This window comes from Colwellia sp. SU-HH01172, assembly GCF_057553355.1.
Genome location: NZ_BAAJMB010000001.1, coordinates 650,632 through 668,144, shown reverse-complemented (window position 1 = coordinate 668,144; position 17,513 = coordinate 650,632). Strand labels below are relative to the sequence as shown.

The following is a 17,513-nucleotide window of genomic DNA, read 5'->3' as shown; positions in this document are numbered from 1 at the left end:
CTATCGAGTGAGTGACTTATTATCCCAAGACGAAATTGATGCGCTATTGCATGGTGTTGATGATGTTGAAGAAGAGGAAGTAGAAGAAGACTTCTCCCAAGCAGAAGGTACTTCCGACTATGACTTTTCTTCACAGGATCGTATCGTTCGTGGTCGAATGCCGACACTGGAAATGGTTAACGAGCGTTTCGCACGTCATATGCGTATTAGTCTTTTTAACATGATGCGTCGTACGGCAGAAGTGTCGATTAATGGTATTCAAATGATTAAGTTTGGTGAGTACGTACATACCTTGTTCGTACCAACTAGCTTGAATATGGTGCGTTTTAGACCACTAAAAGGCACTGCATTAATTACCATGGAAGCACGGCTAGTCTTTATTCTAGTTGATAACTTTTTTGGTGGCGATGGTCGTTATCACGCCAAAATTGAAGGTCGCGAGTTTACCCCAACGGAACGCCGCATTGTTCAAATGCTGCTAAAAATTATCTTTGAAGATTATAAAGAAGCTTGGTCGCCGGTGATGGATGTATCATTTGAGTACCTTGATTCTGAAGTGAACCCGTCCATGGCAAATATTGTCAGCCCTACAGAAGTGGTGGTTATCAGTTCTTTTCATATTGAATTAGATGGTGGTGGTGGTGATTTCCATGTGGCGCTACCTTACTCGATGCTGGAGCCTATTCGCGAGTTGTTAGATGCCGGTGTACAAAGTGACAAAGAAGATACTGACATGCGCTGGTCGAAAGCATTGCGTGATGAAATCATGGATGTACCGGTAGAACTATCGACTAAATTCTTAGAGGTTGATTTACCTTTACAGCAAATCATGGATTTTAAAGCTGGCGATATTATTCCGATTGAAATGCCTGATCATATAACAGTACTGATTGAAAACTTACCATCGTTTAGAGCTAAGTTAGGTCGTAGCCGAGACAATTTAGCGTTGAAAATAGAGTCAAAAATTAAACGCCCTGAGTCAGTGAAGTCAGAATTGACCATATTGACTAAAGGCGGCAAACGCTTAGACAGCGACGCTGAACTTCATCTATTAGAAGATGATTTATAAAGCGAGCTTATAAAAATGAATCAATGTGGTGTAAAAATCGCATAGTTGAACATAGAGCAAAAAAATACTGAGTAATGTGGTTAATTTGACGTTACTGATTTGAAAATTGAGGCAGAAAAGCATGAGCACAGAAAACGAAGATGATTTAGGCATGTGGGATGAAGCGATGGACGAACAAGCCGCCGCTGAAGCAGCCGAAACTGTCGAATTGGAAGACCTACAAGAAGATAATGAACCGATCACTGGCGAAGAAAAGCGCAAGTTAGATGCGATTCTTGATATCCCGGTCACTATCTCAATGGAAGTTGGTCGTAGTAACATTAGCATTCGTAATTTATTGCAGTTGAATCAAGGCTCAGTGGTAGAACTTGACCGAGTTGCTGGTGAAGCGCTTGACGTTTTAGTGAATGGAACCTTAATTGCCCATGGTGAAGTGGTGGTGGTTAATGACAAATTTGGTATTCGTTTAACTGACGTTATTAGCCAAGTAGAACGTATTAAAAAGTTAAAATAACCGAAAATGAAAAAATTACTGATACTCATTAGCTTATGGTTTGTGAATTTAGCATATGCTAATGCGGCAGAAGTGCTTGATGCTGAAGTGGTTCAGCCAGTTGAAGTTGGTAAACATGTAACGGCGAATATGGATGCCATGAGCATGATCTTATCGTTAGTGATGGTTTTAGTGGTGATTGTCATTAGCGCGATTATTTTAAAACGTTTTCAGGGAGTTCAGCACAACCTTAGCGGCCTTAAAGTTGTGACCAGTTTACACCTTGGCGCGAAAGAGAAATTAGTGGTTGTGCAAAGTGGCGATAAGCAATTATTGCTAGGCGTTACCGCGCAACAAATTACTTTATTAGAAACACTCGACAAACCAATAGTCAATGGCCAAGAAAAGTCGCTAGACTTTGCCCAATCTATCGCAAAATTCCTGCAACAAAAGTCTGTAAAAAACTATGAGCAACAAAATGATAAACAAGAATAAAAATTCATTATTATCGTCGAAAAAAATCGTAACTTTAGTGGTTACGATTTTGTCGTTTTTATTGCTCAGTAATTATAGTTTGGCAGCCGATGATTTATCATTATCGGCATTAAAGCTAACTACTAATCCTGACGGCTCACAAGAATATTCTGTAACACTACAAATTTTAATTTTCATGACCGCGCTGAGCTTTATTCCGGCTGCGGTTATTATGATGACATCGTTTACCCGTATCGTTGTAGTTATGGCTATATTACGGCAAGCATTTGGTTTGCAACAAACACCATCAAATCAGGTGATTATTGGTATTACTTTGTTTATGACTTTGTTCATTATGACGCCAGTTTATAACGAAATAAACGATCGAGCCATTCAACCCTATTTGCAAGAGCAATTAACCTCAGTTGAAGCGATTGATAAGGCAAAAGTGCCCCTGCGTGCATTTATGTTAGAGCAAACTCGAATAAAAGATTTAGATACCTTGGCGAGCATGGCGGGCATTGAGCAAGTTGATCAGCCAACAGATTTACCAATGACAGTGATTATCCCGGCATTTGTGATTAGTGAACTAAAAACCGCTTTTCAAATTGGCTTTATGCTATTTATTCCATTTTTGATTATTGACTTAGTAGTAGCGAGTATCTTGATGGCCATGGGGATGATGATGCTATCCCCGATGATAGTTTCATTGCCGTTTAAATTAATGTTATTTGTGCTGATTGATGGTTGGAATCTAGTGATAGGTACTATTGCTACCAGCTATGGTATGGGAGCCGTGTAATGGGTCCTGAAGTCTTTGTTGATATTCTAAGAGACGCCTTGTTTTTAGTGATTGTGCTGGTGAGTGCCGTCATAGTTCCCAGCCTTATTGTGGGCTTAATTGTTGCGGTGTTTCAAGCAGCCACCTCGATAAATGAACAAACCTTAAGTTTCTTACCACGACTCATTGTGACCTTATTAGCACTAATTTTAGGGGGGCATTGGTTAGTACAAAAACTGATGGATTATACCATTCGTTTGATTGGTAGTATTCCTAGCGTGGTCAGCTAGCATGGAGTTTACCGAGTCAGTTATTAATCAGTCGATGGCTGATTTTTTGCTGCCACTCACCCGTATTTCTGCCATGGTGATGGCTATGATAGGCCTTGGTGCTAAATCAATACCTGGTCGGGTTAAACTGTTTTTTTGTCTTGCCGTTACCGTTGCTGTGATGCCTGCTTTGCCGCCAGCTAAAGTCGGTAATATGTTTTCTTTCGCCACTGCTTTGCTCATTGGTGAGCAAATGGTGATCGGTATAATGCTAGGTTTTGTCACTGTTATGGTGGTGAATACATTTACTTTGGCCGGACAAATTATAGCCATGCAAACCGGTTTAGGTTTTGCGTCATTAGTTGATCCTGCTAGTGGTACTAATGTTCCCGCAGTGGGCCAGTTCTTTTTGATTTTATCTTCGTTGCTATTTTGGGCGATGGATGGACATCTTGCCTATTTGCAATTTGTTGTTGCCAGCTTTGATACCATTCCGATACCGGCAACAGAGTTTTCAAGCGTTAAGTTCAAAGAAATTGCTGAGTGGGGTAGTTGGATGTTCGCCACGGCATTATCGCTTGCAATAGCACCATTAACGGCAATGTTACTGATTAACTTTTCATTTGGTATCATGACTCGAGCAGCACCTCAGTTAAATATTTTTGCCATTGGCTTTCCTATTACTATGTGTGCTGGCTTGCTAATTATGTGGCTAACTATGGGCAATTTTTATAATCATTTTGTTATGCAGTGGCAACGAGCGTTAGATTTTAGTTGTTATTTGATTGACTGTGGAGCTGCTCCGTAATGGCTGAATCAGATAGTGGTGAAAAAACCGAAGAACCGACGGCGAAAAAGCTTTCCGAGGCCAGAAAAAAAGGTCAAATAGCGCGTTCGAAAGACTTAGGTACCATGTTTGTTTTAGTTGGCAGTGCCGCGGCTTTGCTGTTGATGGGAAATTCGCTGGTTGCTGAAATGTCAAGAATGATGAAGCGGATGTTTAGTTTGAATCGCCGGGAAACTATGGACGTTCATGCGCTATTTCAAGTTGTTAGTGACAGTGTCTCATCAATTATGGTGCCATTTCTTTGGATCCATATCATTATTGTTTTTGCTGCTTTTGTTGGCAATATATTACTCGGTGGTATGAGTTTCTCCTGGGAAGCGATGGCGCCAAAAGCCAGCAAACTATCACCACTGGCCGGATTTAAACGCATGTTTGGTGTGCAAGCTTATGTTGAGCTGATTAAGTCTATCTTAAAATTTTTTGTGGTATTTATTTCGGCTTATTTATTACTGAGTACCTTGTTTGGGCAAATTATTAATTTAAGTACCGAAAATATTCCCCATAATTTTTCTCATGCCGTTTCACTTTTGCTATGGATGTTTTTAGCACTTGCATTGTCTATCGGTATAATTGTTATTATCGATGCGCCTTATCAAGTGTGGAATCATAATCGACAACTGAAAATGTCTAAGCAAGAAATTAAAGATGAAATGAAAAATTCTGAAGGAAGCCCTGAAACCAAAGGTCGGGTTAGGCGGGTACAGTATGAAATGTCACAACGACGTATGATGCAAGAAATTCCTAATTCAGATGTGGTGATTACCAATCCAACCCATTATTCCGTGGCACTTAAATATGATGCTGAAGTAGGCGGGGCACCCGTGTTAGTTGCTAAAGGTATTGATGAAATGGCGTTGCATATTCGTACCATTGCCAAAGAACATAATATTGAAATTATCGCGTCGCCTGCGCTTGCCCGCTCATTATATTATACCGCCGAGCCAAATGAAGAAATTCCAGAACAGTTATTTGCGGCGGTAGCACAAATACTTGCCTTTATTTTTCAGCTTAATGCTCACAAAAAAGGCAAAGCGAGAAGGCCAAAACCAGTTGCGAAAAGCTTACCTATTCCTGATGATTTTCGTTATTAGCGCTTAAAATCGAAATTTTGCATATCAAAAGCTAAATATAATATCGATGATTGTATGAAATTTGTGCGATTGAACTTGTATAACTTTGAGCTGGTCTGATAATTGCTTTTTCGTATCATCTGTCAAAATACTATCATTAGAGCTCATGCAATTAGCAGCGACATTTAACCATTTAAAAAAACAAAAATTCAAGGTCTTTTCCGGCTTAGGTACGCCATTTCTAGTGATGGCAGCACTCGGTATGGTAATTTTACCAATGCCGGCGTTTTTACTCGATATTCTATTTTCTTTTAATATCGCCTTGTCATTAGTAGTGTTACTTATCACGGTTTATACCCTTAAGCCGCTTGAATTTGGTTCTTTTCCAGCCGTTTTACTAATTGCTACTATCTTACGTTTAGCGCTTAATGTGGCGAGTACCCGGGTCGTGTTACTAGAAGGCCATAAAGGCCCCGAGGCTGCGGGACAGGTTATTGAGGCTTTTGGCTCTGTGGTTATTGGCGGTAATTATGCCGTTGGCTTAGTGGTTTTCGCCATTTTAATTATTATTAATTTTGTTGTTGTCACTAAAGGTGCAGGACGTATTGCTGAAGTAACTGCACGATTTACCTTAGATGCCATGCCTGGTAAACAAATGGCAATCGATGCCGATTTAAATGCTGGTTTTATTACCGCAGATCAAGCCCGAGAACGACGTATTGAAGTGACCAGTGAAGCCGATTTTTACGGTTCAATGGATGGTGCTAGTAAATTCGTTAAAGGCGATGCCATTGCCGGTATTTTAATTTTATTTATCAATATTATTGGTGGCTTGATTATTGGCATGGTGCAGCATGACTTGACCTTTGATAGTGCGGTAGAAATATACACCATACTGACCATTGGTGATGGCTTAGTTGCACAAATTCCAGGGCTGTTATTATCTGTTGGCACGGCCATCGTGGTAACCCGTCAAAACACCTCTCAAGACATGGGCGATCAAGTTAACAGCCAGCTTGGTCAAGAAAAGTCATTGTATATTGCCGCTGGTGTGATGTTTGTGATGGGGGTTGTACCTGGCATGCCACACGTGGCATTTTTGATTTTTGCGGTATTGATCGCCGGTATTGCGTTTTTTGGTGCTAAATATAAGGCCGCCAAAGCTTTACAAATGGCAGAGCAATCTCAAGCAGCCGATGTTGAAACACAACAACAAGAAGCAGAAGTCAAAGATTTAGGTTGGGATGATGTCAATCACGTAGATATTATTGGCCTGGAAATTGGTTATCGCTTGATCCCATTAGTTGATAAAGCGCAAGGTGGTGAACTGCTAAATCGCATTAAAGGTGTCCGTAAAAAATTATCTCAAGAATTTGGTTTTTTAGTGCCAGCAGTGCACATTCGAGATAATTTAGATTTAGACCCAAACACTTACCAAATATCATTAATGGGTGTAACGATTGGCGAAGCTGAAATTCGCCATGACCATGAATTAGCGATAAATCCAGGACAGGTGTTTGGTAAACTTGATGGTATTGCCACACAAGACCCCGCGTTTGGTTTAGATGCTGTCTGGATCAAACAAGAGCAGCGTGAACATGCACAATCTTTGGGTTATACCGTGGTAGATGCTGCAACGGTATTGGCCACTCATCTTAGCCAAATTTTGACCAACAATGCCTCGCAGTTACTTGGTCACGAAGAAGTACAAAACTTACTGGATATGCTTGCCAAGAGTTACCCTAAACTGATTGAAGGTTTGATCCCCGATGTTTTATCTTTGGGCACTATCGTAAAAGTATTACAAAACTTGATGAATGAAGGCGTTGCTGTTCGAGATATGCGTAGCATCACTCAGACCTTAGTAGAGTACGGTCCTAAGAGCCAAGACCCTGAAGTGTTAACCGCTGCCGTGCGAATTACCCTGCGTAAATTTATTGTCCAAGAACTTGTTGGCCCTGCGGCTGAAGTGCCTGTCATAACTTTGTCACCAGAGTTGGAACAGATGTTGCACCAGTCAATGCAAATGGCTGGAGACGATGGCGCGGGTATAGAGCCAGGCTTAGCAGAAAGATTACAGAAATCATTGACCGACGGGGCACAACAGCAAGAAATGGCTGGTGATACGCCAATTTTATTAACGTCAGGTATTTTGCGTTCTGTGCTGGCTAAGTTTGTTAAATATACCATTCCTGGATTACGAGTAATTTCTTATCAGGAAATACCCGATGATAAGCAAATTAAAATTGTTAGCGCTATCGGCCAGTAAAAAAGATACTTCAAAGTAAGCTGTACTGAAATATAAGGGGTTGGCGGTGAAAATTAGACGTTATGTAGCAAAAGACATGAGAAGCGCACTAGCACAAATTAAAGAAGAGTTAGGTGCGGATGCAGTTATTATGTCAAATAAAAAAATTGCTGAAGGTGTCGAATTAATGGCGGCAGTTGATTACAACCAAAGTGTCAAGCCAGCCACAACTGAGACTACTGAAAACCAAGACCAGGCGAATACCTCGGTGAGCAATCGAGTTGACGTGACTCAAGACACGGTCGCGTTGACAAGCCATAGCCAAACATCAGAGCAAACAGCCGAAGTACCCGCAGATAGCTTAGCAGCATTGTTAAATCGTCAAGTGCAGCAAAATGGTTATGATAAAGCACCAGCGACGACGGCATTTGATAGCCAAATTGCTAATTCATCAACGCAGCTTAATCGTCCGGTAGAAAAACAAACGGCTGCAGAGCCGCAAGATATTGAGCAGCAATTTAAGGACTTTACCGCACGTTTAGAGCAATCAAGTGTCAATGATGGCCCTAACAGTGTTTCCACTTTGCCAAATCAGCAACAAAGCAAAGAATTTAGCACTCCTGCCACTGATGATTACGCTGCTAATACGTCAACAAGTAGTTTTACTCAGCCTCAAAATCAGCGACAAGTTAATAATGCTGAATTTGAACAAATGCAAAAAGAAATGTCTTCTATCCGTCAATTACTTGAGCATCAAATGTCAGGATTAATGTGGCAAGATATGGCACAAAAAGACCCGATGCGCGCGGTATTGGTTAACCGATTAATGGCCATGGGATTAAGTGAGCAAATTGCTGATCAGGTGGCGGGTTATATTCCTGCAAACACCCATGAAGACGATGCATGGCAACAAGCCAAGCAAGTGATTTCGCAACAACTTAATACCACTAATAATGATATTATTCAACGCGGTGGTGTTGTCTCTCTTGTTGGGCCAACTGGTGTAGGAAAAACCACTACTATTGCTAAATTAGCCGCACGCTTTGCTCAGCTGCATGGCGCTGAACAAGTGGTATTGATTTCAACCGATAGTTACCGTATTGCCGGATTTGAGCAATTATCTACTTATGGTCGAATTATTGGTTGCCAAGTTAAACTTGCCAAAGATGGTAATGAACTGGATAGCTTATTACAGCAATTTTCGCAGAAAAAGTTGATCTTGATCGATACTGCGGGAATGGGGCAAAGAGATATGCGTTTAAGCGAGCATTTAACTACCTTAATCGCTAATGCTCGTGTTAGAATTCGTAACTACTTAGTTTTATCTGCAAATACTCAACCGCGAGTAATGCAAGAAAATGTTGAGCGTTTTAAACGTATACCGTTAGCAGGCTGTATTTATACTAAACTCGATGAAAGCCTTAGTGTTGGTGAAATTATCTCAACCTCATTGCAAAACGGCTTAGCTGTTGGCTATCTTACTGATGGACAAAGAGTTCCAGAAGATATTAAAGTTGCAAATGCTGAAAAATTAGTTACGCTTGCAGATAGAATGGCAATGAAAACTCAACCTGCTTCAACTGCTTCATGGCGAACACCGGTAGCAGCAGTCACAGTATAGCGGTCTTGACAGACGGCGAAGTTATATAGAGAAGTTACATAGATGATAGATCAAGCGAGTGGCTTAAGAAAAATGCAAGATTCCCAACAAATAAAAGTCATAGCCGTTTCTGGTGGTAAAGGTGGTGTTGGTAAAACCAACGTGTCACTAAATACCTCGATCTCTTTAGCAAAATTAGGTAAACGAGTATTAGTGCTCGACGCTGATTTAGGTCTTGCTAATGTTGATGTGATGTTAGGCTTACGTGTACAACGCAACTTATCACATGTTTTATCGGGTGAATGTGAACTCGACGACATTATTATTAAAGGCCCTGGCGGGATAAATATTATTCCGGCAACCTCAGGCACGCAATCTATGGTTGATCTAACGCCATCAGAACATGCTGGTCTTATTCGTGCCTTTAGTGATATGCATGCCAAATTTGATATCCTTATCGTTGATACCGCTGCTGGCATTTCCGACATGGTGTTAAGCTTCTGTCGCGCCTCACAAGACGTCTTGTTAGTGGTGTGTGATGAACCAACCTCAATTACTGATTGTTATGCTTTAATGAAATTATTAAGCCGTGATCACGGTTTGTTTAAGTTTAAAGTAGTTGCCAACATGGTACGTAGTCCAAAAGAAGGTCAGCAGTTATTTGCCAAGCTTTCAAAAGTTACCGATAGGTTTTTAGATGTAGCACTTGAACTTGTCGCTGTTATCCCCTTTGATGAAAATATTCGTAAATCTGTACGCAAACAACAGGCAATTGTTGAAGCATTTCCTGACTCACCTGCTTCAATCGGCTTTAAATCTCTTGCCAAAAATTTGATAAGTTGGCCGGTTCCTCAACAGCCTTCGGGACATTTAGAGTTCTTTATCGAGCAATTATTAGAACATTAACCAGGAAAGCGAGTGCGTTAGAGTGGTAAAATTACATGCTTATAGTGTTGATAAATCTGCTTTGTTGGAACAGCATACTGTTTTAGTAAAGCGCATTGCCTACCATTTACTTGCCCGTTTACCCGCCAGTGTTATTGTTGATGACCTTATACAATCTGGCATGATTGGACTGCTTGAAGCTTCAAATAATTTTGATAATAGCAAAGGCGCTAGTTTTGAAACCTTTGCTGGTATTCGAATTCGTGGTGCTATGCTAGACGAAATTCGCCGTGGTGACTGGGTACCGCGCTCGGTTCATAAAAATAGCCGCATGATCAGCGAAGCCATTAAAAACTTAGAAGCAGAATATGGTCGTGATGTTACAGATGCTGAAGTGTCTGAAAAACTTGAAATTTCACTAAATGAATACCATCATATGCTTAATGAAGTAAGTTCAGGTAAAATATTAGGCATTGAAGATTTAGGTGTAAGTGAAGACGCTCTTGATATGGCTGATAGTCACTGTCAAGATGATCCATACGCCAGTATTGAACATAGTGTTTTTAAAAAGTCTTTAGCTGAATGTATTTCTACTTTACCCGAGCGAGAAGCTTTAGTACTGTCACTATATTATGATGAAGAATTAAACCTTAGGGAAATAGGTCAAGTACTTGATGTAAGTGAGTCAAGAGTTAGCCAAATACATAGCCAGGCGATGCATAGATTAAAAGCTCGTATGCAATCATGGCAAAGTTAAGTAGAATAGACGTATTGTTAGAATTTTTAAATGTTCTCACCGGAGGGTGCCTTGGATAAAAATATGAAAGTACTTGTTGTTGACGATTTTTCAACGATGAGACGAATAATCAAAAATTTGTTACGTGACTTAGGTTTCACTAATATTTCAGAAGCTGATGACGGTAGTACTGCCTTACCTATGTTAAAGGAAGGTGACTACGAATTTGTTGTTACTGACTGGAACATGCCGGGTATGCAAGGGATTGATTTACTTAAAGCAATAAGAGCAGATGCGAAATTGTCTCATATTCCGGTATTAATGGTGACGGCGGAAGCGAAGAAAGAACAAATAGTAATGGCGGCACAAGCCGGCGTTAATGGTTACATTGTTAAACCGTTTACGGCAGCAACCTTAAATACCAAGCTTGATAAAATTTTTGAACGTCTTGGTTAATCATTAATATTTGCTACGCAAGGGCGTCACATGACTGTTAATACGAGTGTCAATGTTTCATTGGAACAAGCTAAGTTATTGGTTGAATATTTAGAATCTGACCAACAAGATAAAGCTAATGAACTTATCGCAGAAATTCAAAATCCGATTAATTCTGAATTGTTTGCTGAAATCGGCAAACTTACGCGTCAGTTACATGATTCCTTGAATAACTTTCAAGTGGATACCCGCTTGAACGATCTTGCAACGGCTGATATTCCTGATGCCAAAGAAAGGCTGAATTTTGTGATTAGTCGCACTGAAGAAGCGGCAAATAAAACCATGGACGCTGTAGAGTCTATTTTTCCTGTTGTTGATACTATTCAACAGCAAATTAGTACGGTAAATCCGTTATGGCAAAAACTTATGCATAACGACCTTGATGTTGGCGAATTTAAAGCCTTATGTCGAGATATCGATATCTTACTAAAGACCACCGAAAAAGAGACGGGTCATATGCACAGCTTAATGACTGACGTTTTAATGGCGCAAGATTTCCAAGATCTTACTGGCCAAGTTATCCGTAAAGTTATTGATTTAGTCCATGAAGTTGAAGAAAGCTTGATTAATATGTTAACAGCTTTTGGTATTTCCTCTGAAGAAGCAAAAACTGCTCATTTGCCGAAAGTCGGCGAAAATTTAGTTGAAGGCCCAATTGTTAATACTGAAAATCGTACCGATGTTGTCTCGGATCAAGATGACGTTGATGACTTATTATCAAGTTTAGGTTTTTAATAGGAGTTACTGGATGTCATTTGAACAAGATGAAGAAATTCTTCAGGATTTTTTAATCGAAGCTGGAGAAATACTTGAGAGCTTGTCGGAACAATTAGTTGAACTTGAAAATGATCCTGATAATGCCGATTTATTAAATGCTATTTTTAGAGGTTTTCATACCGTTAAAGGCGGTGCCGGTTTTCTGTCACTAACCGAACTGGTTGATGCTTGTCACGGTGCGGAGAATGTTTTTGATACCTTAAGAAATAATCAACGCGCAGTAACCTCTGAATTAATGGATGTTATTTTGCAAGCACTTGACACCATTAACGAAATGTTTGCTCAAGTACAAAATCAACAACCTCTTACCACTGCCGATCCCGAATTGTTAGCTGAGTTACATCGCTTATCTGAACCAGAAGGTGAAGAAACGGCGGTCGCGGAAGCAGCTCCTGAGCCTATTGCAGAACCTGACGTTGTTGAAACAAGTTCAGCTAGTGCTTCCAATGATGAAATGACGGAAGATGAATTTGAGCGCTTACTTGATGAATTGCATGGTGGTGGTTCTCCGAGTGCCGCTCCTGTTCAAACTCAAGCACCAGTCGCAACCAATGTAAATAGTGATGATATCTCAGATGACGAGTTTGAATCGCTGCTAGATGAATTACACGGGCAAGGCGCATTTTCACCTGCCGTTGCAACGACAGAAAGTAAAACCGTCACGTCGAGCTCTTCTGATGAAATAAATGATGATGAGTTTGAGTCATTATTAGATGAATTGCACGGCAAAGGCAAAGCACCTAAACCACCAACGCCTGCACCAGCAACACAAAATACTAAACCTGTTGTTAAAGCTGTCTCTAAGCCGGCTCCTGTAGCGGCTAAAGCGCCAGCAAAACCTGCCGCGAGTAAAGCTAAACCGACACCAGATAAAAAATCAGCACCAGCCGCTTCTCAAGGTGAAACCACGGTTCGTGTTGATACGAAACGGTTAGATCAAATTATGAATATGGTCGGCGAGTTAGTCTTGGTGCGAAATCGTCTTACCAGCTTAGGTATGACCAAAGAAGATGAAGAGTTAACAAAGGCGGTATCAAATTTAGATGCGGTCACCACGGATTTGCAAGGTGCGGTAATGAAAACCCGCATGCAGCCAATTAAGAAAGTTTTTGGTCGTTTCCCGCGTGTTGTCCGTGATTTAGCTCGTAGTTTGAATAAAGAAATCAAATTAATCCTAGAAGGTGAAGAAACCGATCTAGATAAAAACCTTGTTGAGGCATTGGCAGATCCATTAGTGCATTTAGTGCGAAATTCTGTCGATCACGGTATTGAAGATCCAGCAAAACGCGAAGCCGCAGGTAAGCCGCGTGAAGGTGTTGTTGTACTTTCAGCCTCACAAGAAGGTGATCATATTCTATTGACCATTCGTGATGATGGCGCAGGTATGAATGCTGAAAAACTAAAAGAAATCGCCATAGAACGCGGTGTGCTAGATGCTGATGCTGCCGCTCGCATGCCAGATAAAGAAGCGTTTAGTTTGATATTCGCACCGGGATTTTCTACTAAAACAGAAATTTCTGAAGTGTCTGGCCGTGGTGTGGGCATGGATGTGGTTAAAACTAAAATTACACAACTCAATGGCACGGTAAATATAGACTCAGAGATGGGTGTCGGTACGGTTCTTGAAATTAAAGTGCCATTAACTTTAGCTATTCTACCGACCTTAATGGTAGTTGTTGGCAAGCAAACCTTTGCCTTACCATTGGCCGGGGTTAATGAAATTTTCCATCTTGATTTAACTAATACCAATGTTGTTGATGGGCAATTAACTATTATTGTTCGAGAAAAAGCTATTCCATTATTTTACTTAGATCAGTGGTTAGTGAGAGATTACGTCGATAAGCCGCGTGATCGTGGTCATGTGGTTATTGTGCAATTAGGTAACCAACAAATTGGTTTTGTTGTCGATAGCTTGATTGGGCAGGAAGAAGTGGTTATCAAACCATTAGACAGGTTATTACATGGTACACCGGGTATGGCAGGCGCTACTATTACCAGTGATGGTGGTATTGCTTTAATCGTTGATGTGCCTAATATGTTGAAATATTACGCGAAGAAATCGATAGTGAATAAAAAGTTACATTCATAATCGCGTGCTCAAGATAGGAAAGATATTGTAAATGTCCTTTAAAGTGTTGGTGGTTGATGACTCCAGTTTTTTTCGACGCCGAGTTACGGATATTCTCAATAAAGATCCAGATCTTGAAGTCATTGATGTCGCGATTAATGGTATTGACGCTGTAGATAAGGCGATTGCATTAAAGCCTGATGTTATTACCATGGATATCGAGATGCCATTATTAAATGGCATTGAAGCGGTAAAACAGATAATGGCTAAGGCACCCACCGCTATTATCATGTTTTCTTCGTTAACGCATGCCGGTGCAAAAGCTACGTTAGAAGCGTTAGATGCTGGTGCATTAGATTTTTTACCAAAAAAATTCAATGAAATTGCCAAAAACACTGAAGATGCTGGTAGCTTGTTACGCCAACGCGTATTGCAGCTAGCTCGAAAAAAATCAGGAAGACTCCCGCGAATTTCAACATTTCGTTCACGTGCGCGTAGCGACAGCTCAGCTAAACCTTCAACATCTGCTACGTTGGCAACCCCTTCTTCATCTATACGTAGCGAGCGAGCTAGCGCAAGCATTAAAAAAAGTTCAGGTAAACAGTACAAATTATTGGCGATCGGTACCTCAACCGGCGGACCCGTGGCACTGCAAAAGGTCTTGACTCAGCTACCAAAAGACTTTCCGTTACCTATTATTATGGTGCAGCATATGCCGGCCGCATTTACTTTGGCATTTGCTAATCGATTGAATACCTTATGTAAAATTGAAGTAAAGCAAGCTGAGGCGGGCGATATACTTAAGCCAGGTTGTGCCTACTTAGCACCTGGCGGCAAACAAATGGTTATTGATGGTACAGAAAATGCAGCGAAACTAAGAATACTTGAAGACGATTCAGAGAGAATTGCTTTTAAGCCAAGTGTTGATATTAGTTTTGGTTCTGCTGCTAAGGTGTTTGGTGGCAATGTATTGGGTGTTATTCTAACTGGAATGGGTGCAGATGGCCGTGATGGTTCACGGTTGTTAAAAAATAAAGGTGCAACCATTTGGGCGCAAGATGAAGAATCATGTGTGGTTTATGGTATGCCGCAAGCGGTAACTGCCGCCGGAATATCAGAACTTTCTTTGGCTATTGAAAGCTTTCCATCTGCAATCCTTAAGGAAATACAGCATGGATAAACTGAGTATATCGGGATTGATTATTGCCATTTTGGCGATTTATCTCGGTTTTATAATTGATGGCGGGGCCATAATCTCGTTATTGGAATTACCAGCATTTATTATTGTCTTTGGCGGCACGATTGGCGCCGTGATGTTACAGTCATCACAAGGACAATTTTTCCACGCGATGTCATTATTGAAATGGATCGTTATCCCGCCTAAATATGATGTTGAACAAGGTATAGAGTCAATTGTAGATTGGGCTGATAAAGCTCGAGAATTAGGTTTCTTATCACTTGAACATATTGCCGAAGAAGAAAACGACTTTTATATCAATAAAGGGCTAAACCTACTCGTTGATGGGGTAGAAGTGGAGAATTTACGAGTATCTCTAGAGCTTGATTTAGATTTGTATCGCGAACATAACTTGCGTTCGGCGCATGTCTTTGAATCTATGGGGGGCTACAGTCCAACCATAGGTATTCTTGGTGCCGTACTTGGTTTAATCCATGCAATGTCTAATCTTGCCGACCCACAATTATTAGGCCAAGGCATTGCGACAGCATTTGTTGCCACCATATACGGCGTTGGCTTTGCTAACCTCATTTATTTGCCTATAGCCAATAAAATTAAAGCCATTGTTCATCAACAAACCATGTATCGTGAAATGATGACTGAGGGCTTAGTTGCCATTGCTTTAGCTGAAAACCCTCATGCTATTGAGAATAAACTGTCGGCGTTTCGGTTAGAGCAATGAATCGATTACGCGCCCGGCGTCACTCGGTAGAGCATGACAATGTTGAACGTTGGCTGGTATCTTATGCTGATTACATGACTTTGCTTTTTGCGCTATTTGTTGTGCTTTATGCCATGGCAATGGTTAATGAAGAGCCTTTTGAAACGGCGACGGAATCCATTGGCCGAGTTTTTCAAGCGAATGAAGAGCAACCTAAAAATCTTGGTCATGGCGATGATATACTGCCGGTCAATAGTTCAAAAACCAATAAACGCTTATTTGGTAATGGTATTTTAGATGTTGCAGGGCCAGAGTTAGTTGAAGGCGAAGTGACATTATCTAATGTTTCTGACGCGCAAGTGGGAACAACATTAACCTCTTTAGAAAAAGAGTTGCATGAAGCGTTATACGAGTTAGTCGAGTCAGGGTACGCTCAATTACAAGTAGATGGCGACTGGCTTGAGATTGAATTAAATAGTGGCCTATTGTTCCCTAGTGGTTCATCTTCGCCAACCAATGCCGCTAAGGATATTTTATCGGTTATTTATCAAGTTATCGCCAGTACAACGAATTATATCCGGGTAAGAGGCTATACTGATAATCAGCCGATAGCGACGGAAATATTTTCTTCAAATTGGGAATTATCGGTTTTTAGAGCAACGGCAATATTACGCGTTTTGGAACAGTTAACTTTGAATCCAGCTCGCATGGCGATAGAAGGTTATGGTCAATATTACCCGAGTGCTGACAATCGAACGCAAACAGGTCGAGCGAAAAATCGACGTGTTGTCATTGCCATTTCCAAATATGGCTTGGAAAAAGCTAACTTATTAGCGACACCAACAATTTCGGTGAAAGATGTAGAAGCGATTAAGCAGGTTGATATCGACAATAATGCTGAAGAAGAAATTCGTATTATTCGGCTTGAAAATGGCGGCATTCGTATTACCACGCGTGAAGATGACACGAGTAACGATAGTAATACGGCGCCCCAAGAAGATAATTAACAATAGGATATTCCATTGGTAGTCTGGACAGTTGCAAACCAAAAAGGTGGTGTAGGTAAAACTACGTCTACGATTTCCTTAGCCGGGTTGTTGGCAGAAAAAGGCCATCGGGTATTGTTGGTTGATACTGACCCTCATGCTTCACTGAGTTATTATTTTGGTATCGAATCAGAAGATTTAGATTTAAGTGTTTATGATTTGTTTCTTCAAGTTTCGACTAAAGAACAAATCATGCAAAGTTTGTGTCCTACCCATTACGATAATATTGATATACTTCCCGCGACCATGGGCCTTGCCACACTCGATCGTTCCTTAGGCAATAAAGGTGGTATGGGCTTAGTGTTGAAAAAAGCGATGGAAAAAATTGCTGATGAATATGACTATGTGCTCATTGATTGCCCGCCCATTTTAGGCGTACTTATGGTAAATGCTTTGGCGGCATGTGAACGGATTATCGTGCCGGTTCAAACTGAATTTTTAGCATTGAAAGGCCTAGACCGCATGATGAAAACCCTTGATATCATGCAAGGAGAGCAAAGCCAACCGTTTAAATATACCATAGTGCCGACCATGTTTGATAAACGGACTAAAGCATCATTAATGACCTATCGAAAACTGCAAGAATTATATGGCGATGCTGTTTGGCCGGGAGTTGTGCCAATAGACACTAATTTTCGCAATGCCAGTGTTGCTCAAAAAGTACCGTCTGATTATGCTGCAAGTTCTCGTGGTATCATTGCTTATCGCAATCTATTAAAATATTTAGTTCATTTAAAGTCAGTGAGTAAGTAAATCA

The 17,513-nt window shown here is 40.7% G+C and carries 18 protein-coding genes; all 18 read left to right on the top strand.

From position 1 onward, the window contains the following. The first annotated feature begins 7 nt into the window (after window positions 1–7). Window positions 8–1,069 (top strand): flagellar motor switch protein FliM, encoded by a 1,062-nt coding sequence (gene fliM, locus AC27JP_RS02980; RefSeq protein WP_487111954.1) that lies wholly within the window; start codon window positions 8–10, stop codon window positions 1,067–1,069. A gap of 121 nt (window positions 1,070–1,190) precedes the next feature. Beyond that, entirely contained in the window at window positions 1,191–1,583 is a 393-nt protein-coding gene (fliN, locus tag AC27JP_RS02975) for a flagellar motor switch protein FliN (protein ID WP_487111953.1), read from the top strand. Between the two features lie 6 nt (window positions 1,584–1,589). Beyond that, complete coding sequence (gene fliO, locus AC27JP_RS02970) at window positions 1,590–2,057, top strand: flagellar biosynthetic protein FliO (protein WP_487111952.1); 468 nt, start codon at window positions 1,590–1,592, stop codon at window positions 2,055–2,057. Then, window positions 2,041–2,838, top strand: a complete 798-nt coding sequence (gene fliP, locus AC27JP_RS02965) for a flagellar type III secretion system pore protein FliP (protein ID WP_487111951.1) — start codon at window positions 2,041–2,043, stop codon at window positions 2,836–2,838. The genes fliO and fliP overlap by 17 nt, the downstream gene beginning before the upstream one ends. Then, window positions 2,838–3,107: a flagellar biosynthesis protein FliQ gene (fliQ, locus tag AC27JP_RS02960; protein WP_487111950.1), complete on the top strand. Its 270-nt coding sequence runs from the start codon at window positions 2,838–2,840 to the stop codon at window positions 3,105–3,107. The genes fliP and fliQ overlap by 1 nt, the downstream gene beginning before the upstream one ends. Before the next feature lies 1 nt (window position 3,108). Beyond that, the gene (fliR, locus tag AC27JP_RS02955; RefSeq protein ID WP_487111949.1) at window positions 3,109–3,894 is read left to right on the top strand and encodes a flagellar biosynthetic protein FliR; all 786 of its coding nucleotides are present in this window, start codon (window positions 3,109–3,111) and stop codon (window positions 3,892–3,894) included. Continuing rightward, window positions 3,894–5,024: a flagellar biosynthesis protein FlhB gene (flhB, locus tag AC27JP_RS02950; protein WP_487111948.1), complete on the top strand. Its 1,131-nt coding sequence runs from the start codon at window positions 3,894–3,896 to the stop codon at window positions 5,022–5,024. Before fliR ends, flhB begins: the two co-directional genes overlap by 1 nt. Window positions 5,025–5,169: 145 nt before the next feature. Then, the gene (gene flhA, locus AC27JP_RS02945; RefSeq protein WP_487111947.1) at window positions 5,170–7,272 is read left to right on the top strand and encodes a flagellar biosynthesis protein FlhA; all 2,103 of its coding nucleotides are present in this window, start codon (window positions 5,170–5,172) and stop codon (window positions 7,270–7,272) included. Between the two features lie 46 nt (window positions 7,273–7,318). Next, entirely contained in the window at window positions 7,319–8,872 is a 1,554-nt protein-coding gene (flhF, locus tag AC27JP_RS02940; RefSeq protein ID WP_487111946.1) for a flagellar biosynthesis GTPase FlhF, read from the top strand. Between the two features lie 42 nt (window positions 8,873–8,914). Beyond that, complete coding sequence (locus tag AC27JP_RS02935) at window positions 8,915–9,757, top strand: MinD/ParA family protein (protein WP_487111945.1); 843 nt, start codon at window positions 8,915–8,917, stop codon at window positions 9,755–9,757. Between the two features lie 22 nt (window positions 9,758–9,779). Beyond that, window positions 9,780–10,493: an RNA polymerase sigma factor FliA gene (locus AC27JP_RS02930; protein ID WP_487111944.1), complete on the top strand. Its 714-nt coding sequence runs from the start codon at window positions 9,780–9,782 to the stop codon at window positions 10,491–10,493. Between the two features lie 51 nt (window positions 10,494–10,544). After that, a complete protein-coding gene (gene cheY, locus AC27JP_RS02925) occupies window positions 10,545–10,928 on the top strand; it encodes a chemotaxis response regulator CheY (protein ID WP_487111943.1) in 384 nt (127 codons plus the stop codon). Between the two features lie 30 nt (window positions 10,929–10,958). Next, window positions 10,959–11,702, top strand: coding sequence for a protein phosphatase CheZ (locus AC27JP_RS02920; RefSeq protein ID WP_487111942.1), 744 nt, complete (start codon window positions 10,959–10,961; stop codon window positions 11,700–11,702). A 13-nt stretch (window positions 11,703–11,715) separates the two neighbouring features. Beyond that, the gene (locus AC27JP_RS02915; protein ID WP_487111941.1) at window positions 11,716–13,833 is read left to right on the top strand and encodes a chemotaxis protein CheA; all 2,118 of its coding nucleotides are present in this window, start codon (window positions 11,716–11,718) and stop codon (window positions 13,831–13,833) included. A gap of 31 nt (window positions 13,834–13,864) precedes the next feature. Further along, window positions 13,865–14,992, top strand: a complete 1,128-nt coding sequence (locus AC27JP_RS02910; protein WP_487111940.1) for a protein-glutamate methylesterase/protein-glutamine glutaminase — start codon at window positions 13,865–13,867, stop codon at window positions 14,990–14,992. Continuing rightward, window positions 14,985–15,731: a flagellar motor protein gene (locus tag AC27JP_RS02905; protein WP_487111939.1), complete on the top strand. Its 747-nt coding sequence runs from the start codon at window positions 14,985–14,987 to the stop codon at window positions 15,729–15,731. Before AC27JP_RS02910 ends, AC27JP_RS02905 begins: the two co-directional genes overlap by 8 nt. Then, window positions 15,728–16,717, top strand: coding sequence for a flagellar motor protein MotB (locus AC27JP_RS02900; protein WP_487111938.1), 990 nt, complete (start codon window positions 15,728–15,730; stop codon window positions 16,715–16,717). The genes AC27JP_RS02905 and AC27JP_RS02900 overlap by 4 nt, the downstream gene beginning before the upstream one ends. A gap of 15 nt (window positions 16,718–16,732) precedes the next feature. Beyond that, a complete protein-coding gene (locus AC27JP_RS02895) occupies window positions 16,733–17,509 on the top strand; it encodes a ParA family protein (protein ID WP_487111937.1) in 777 nt (258 codons plus the stop codon). Window positions 17,510–17,513: the final 4 nt, after the last annotated feature.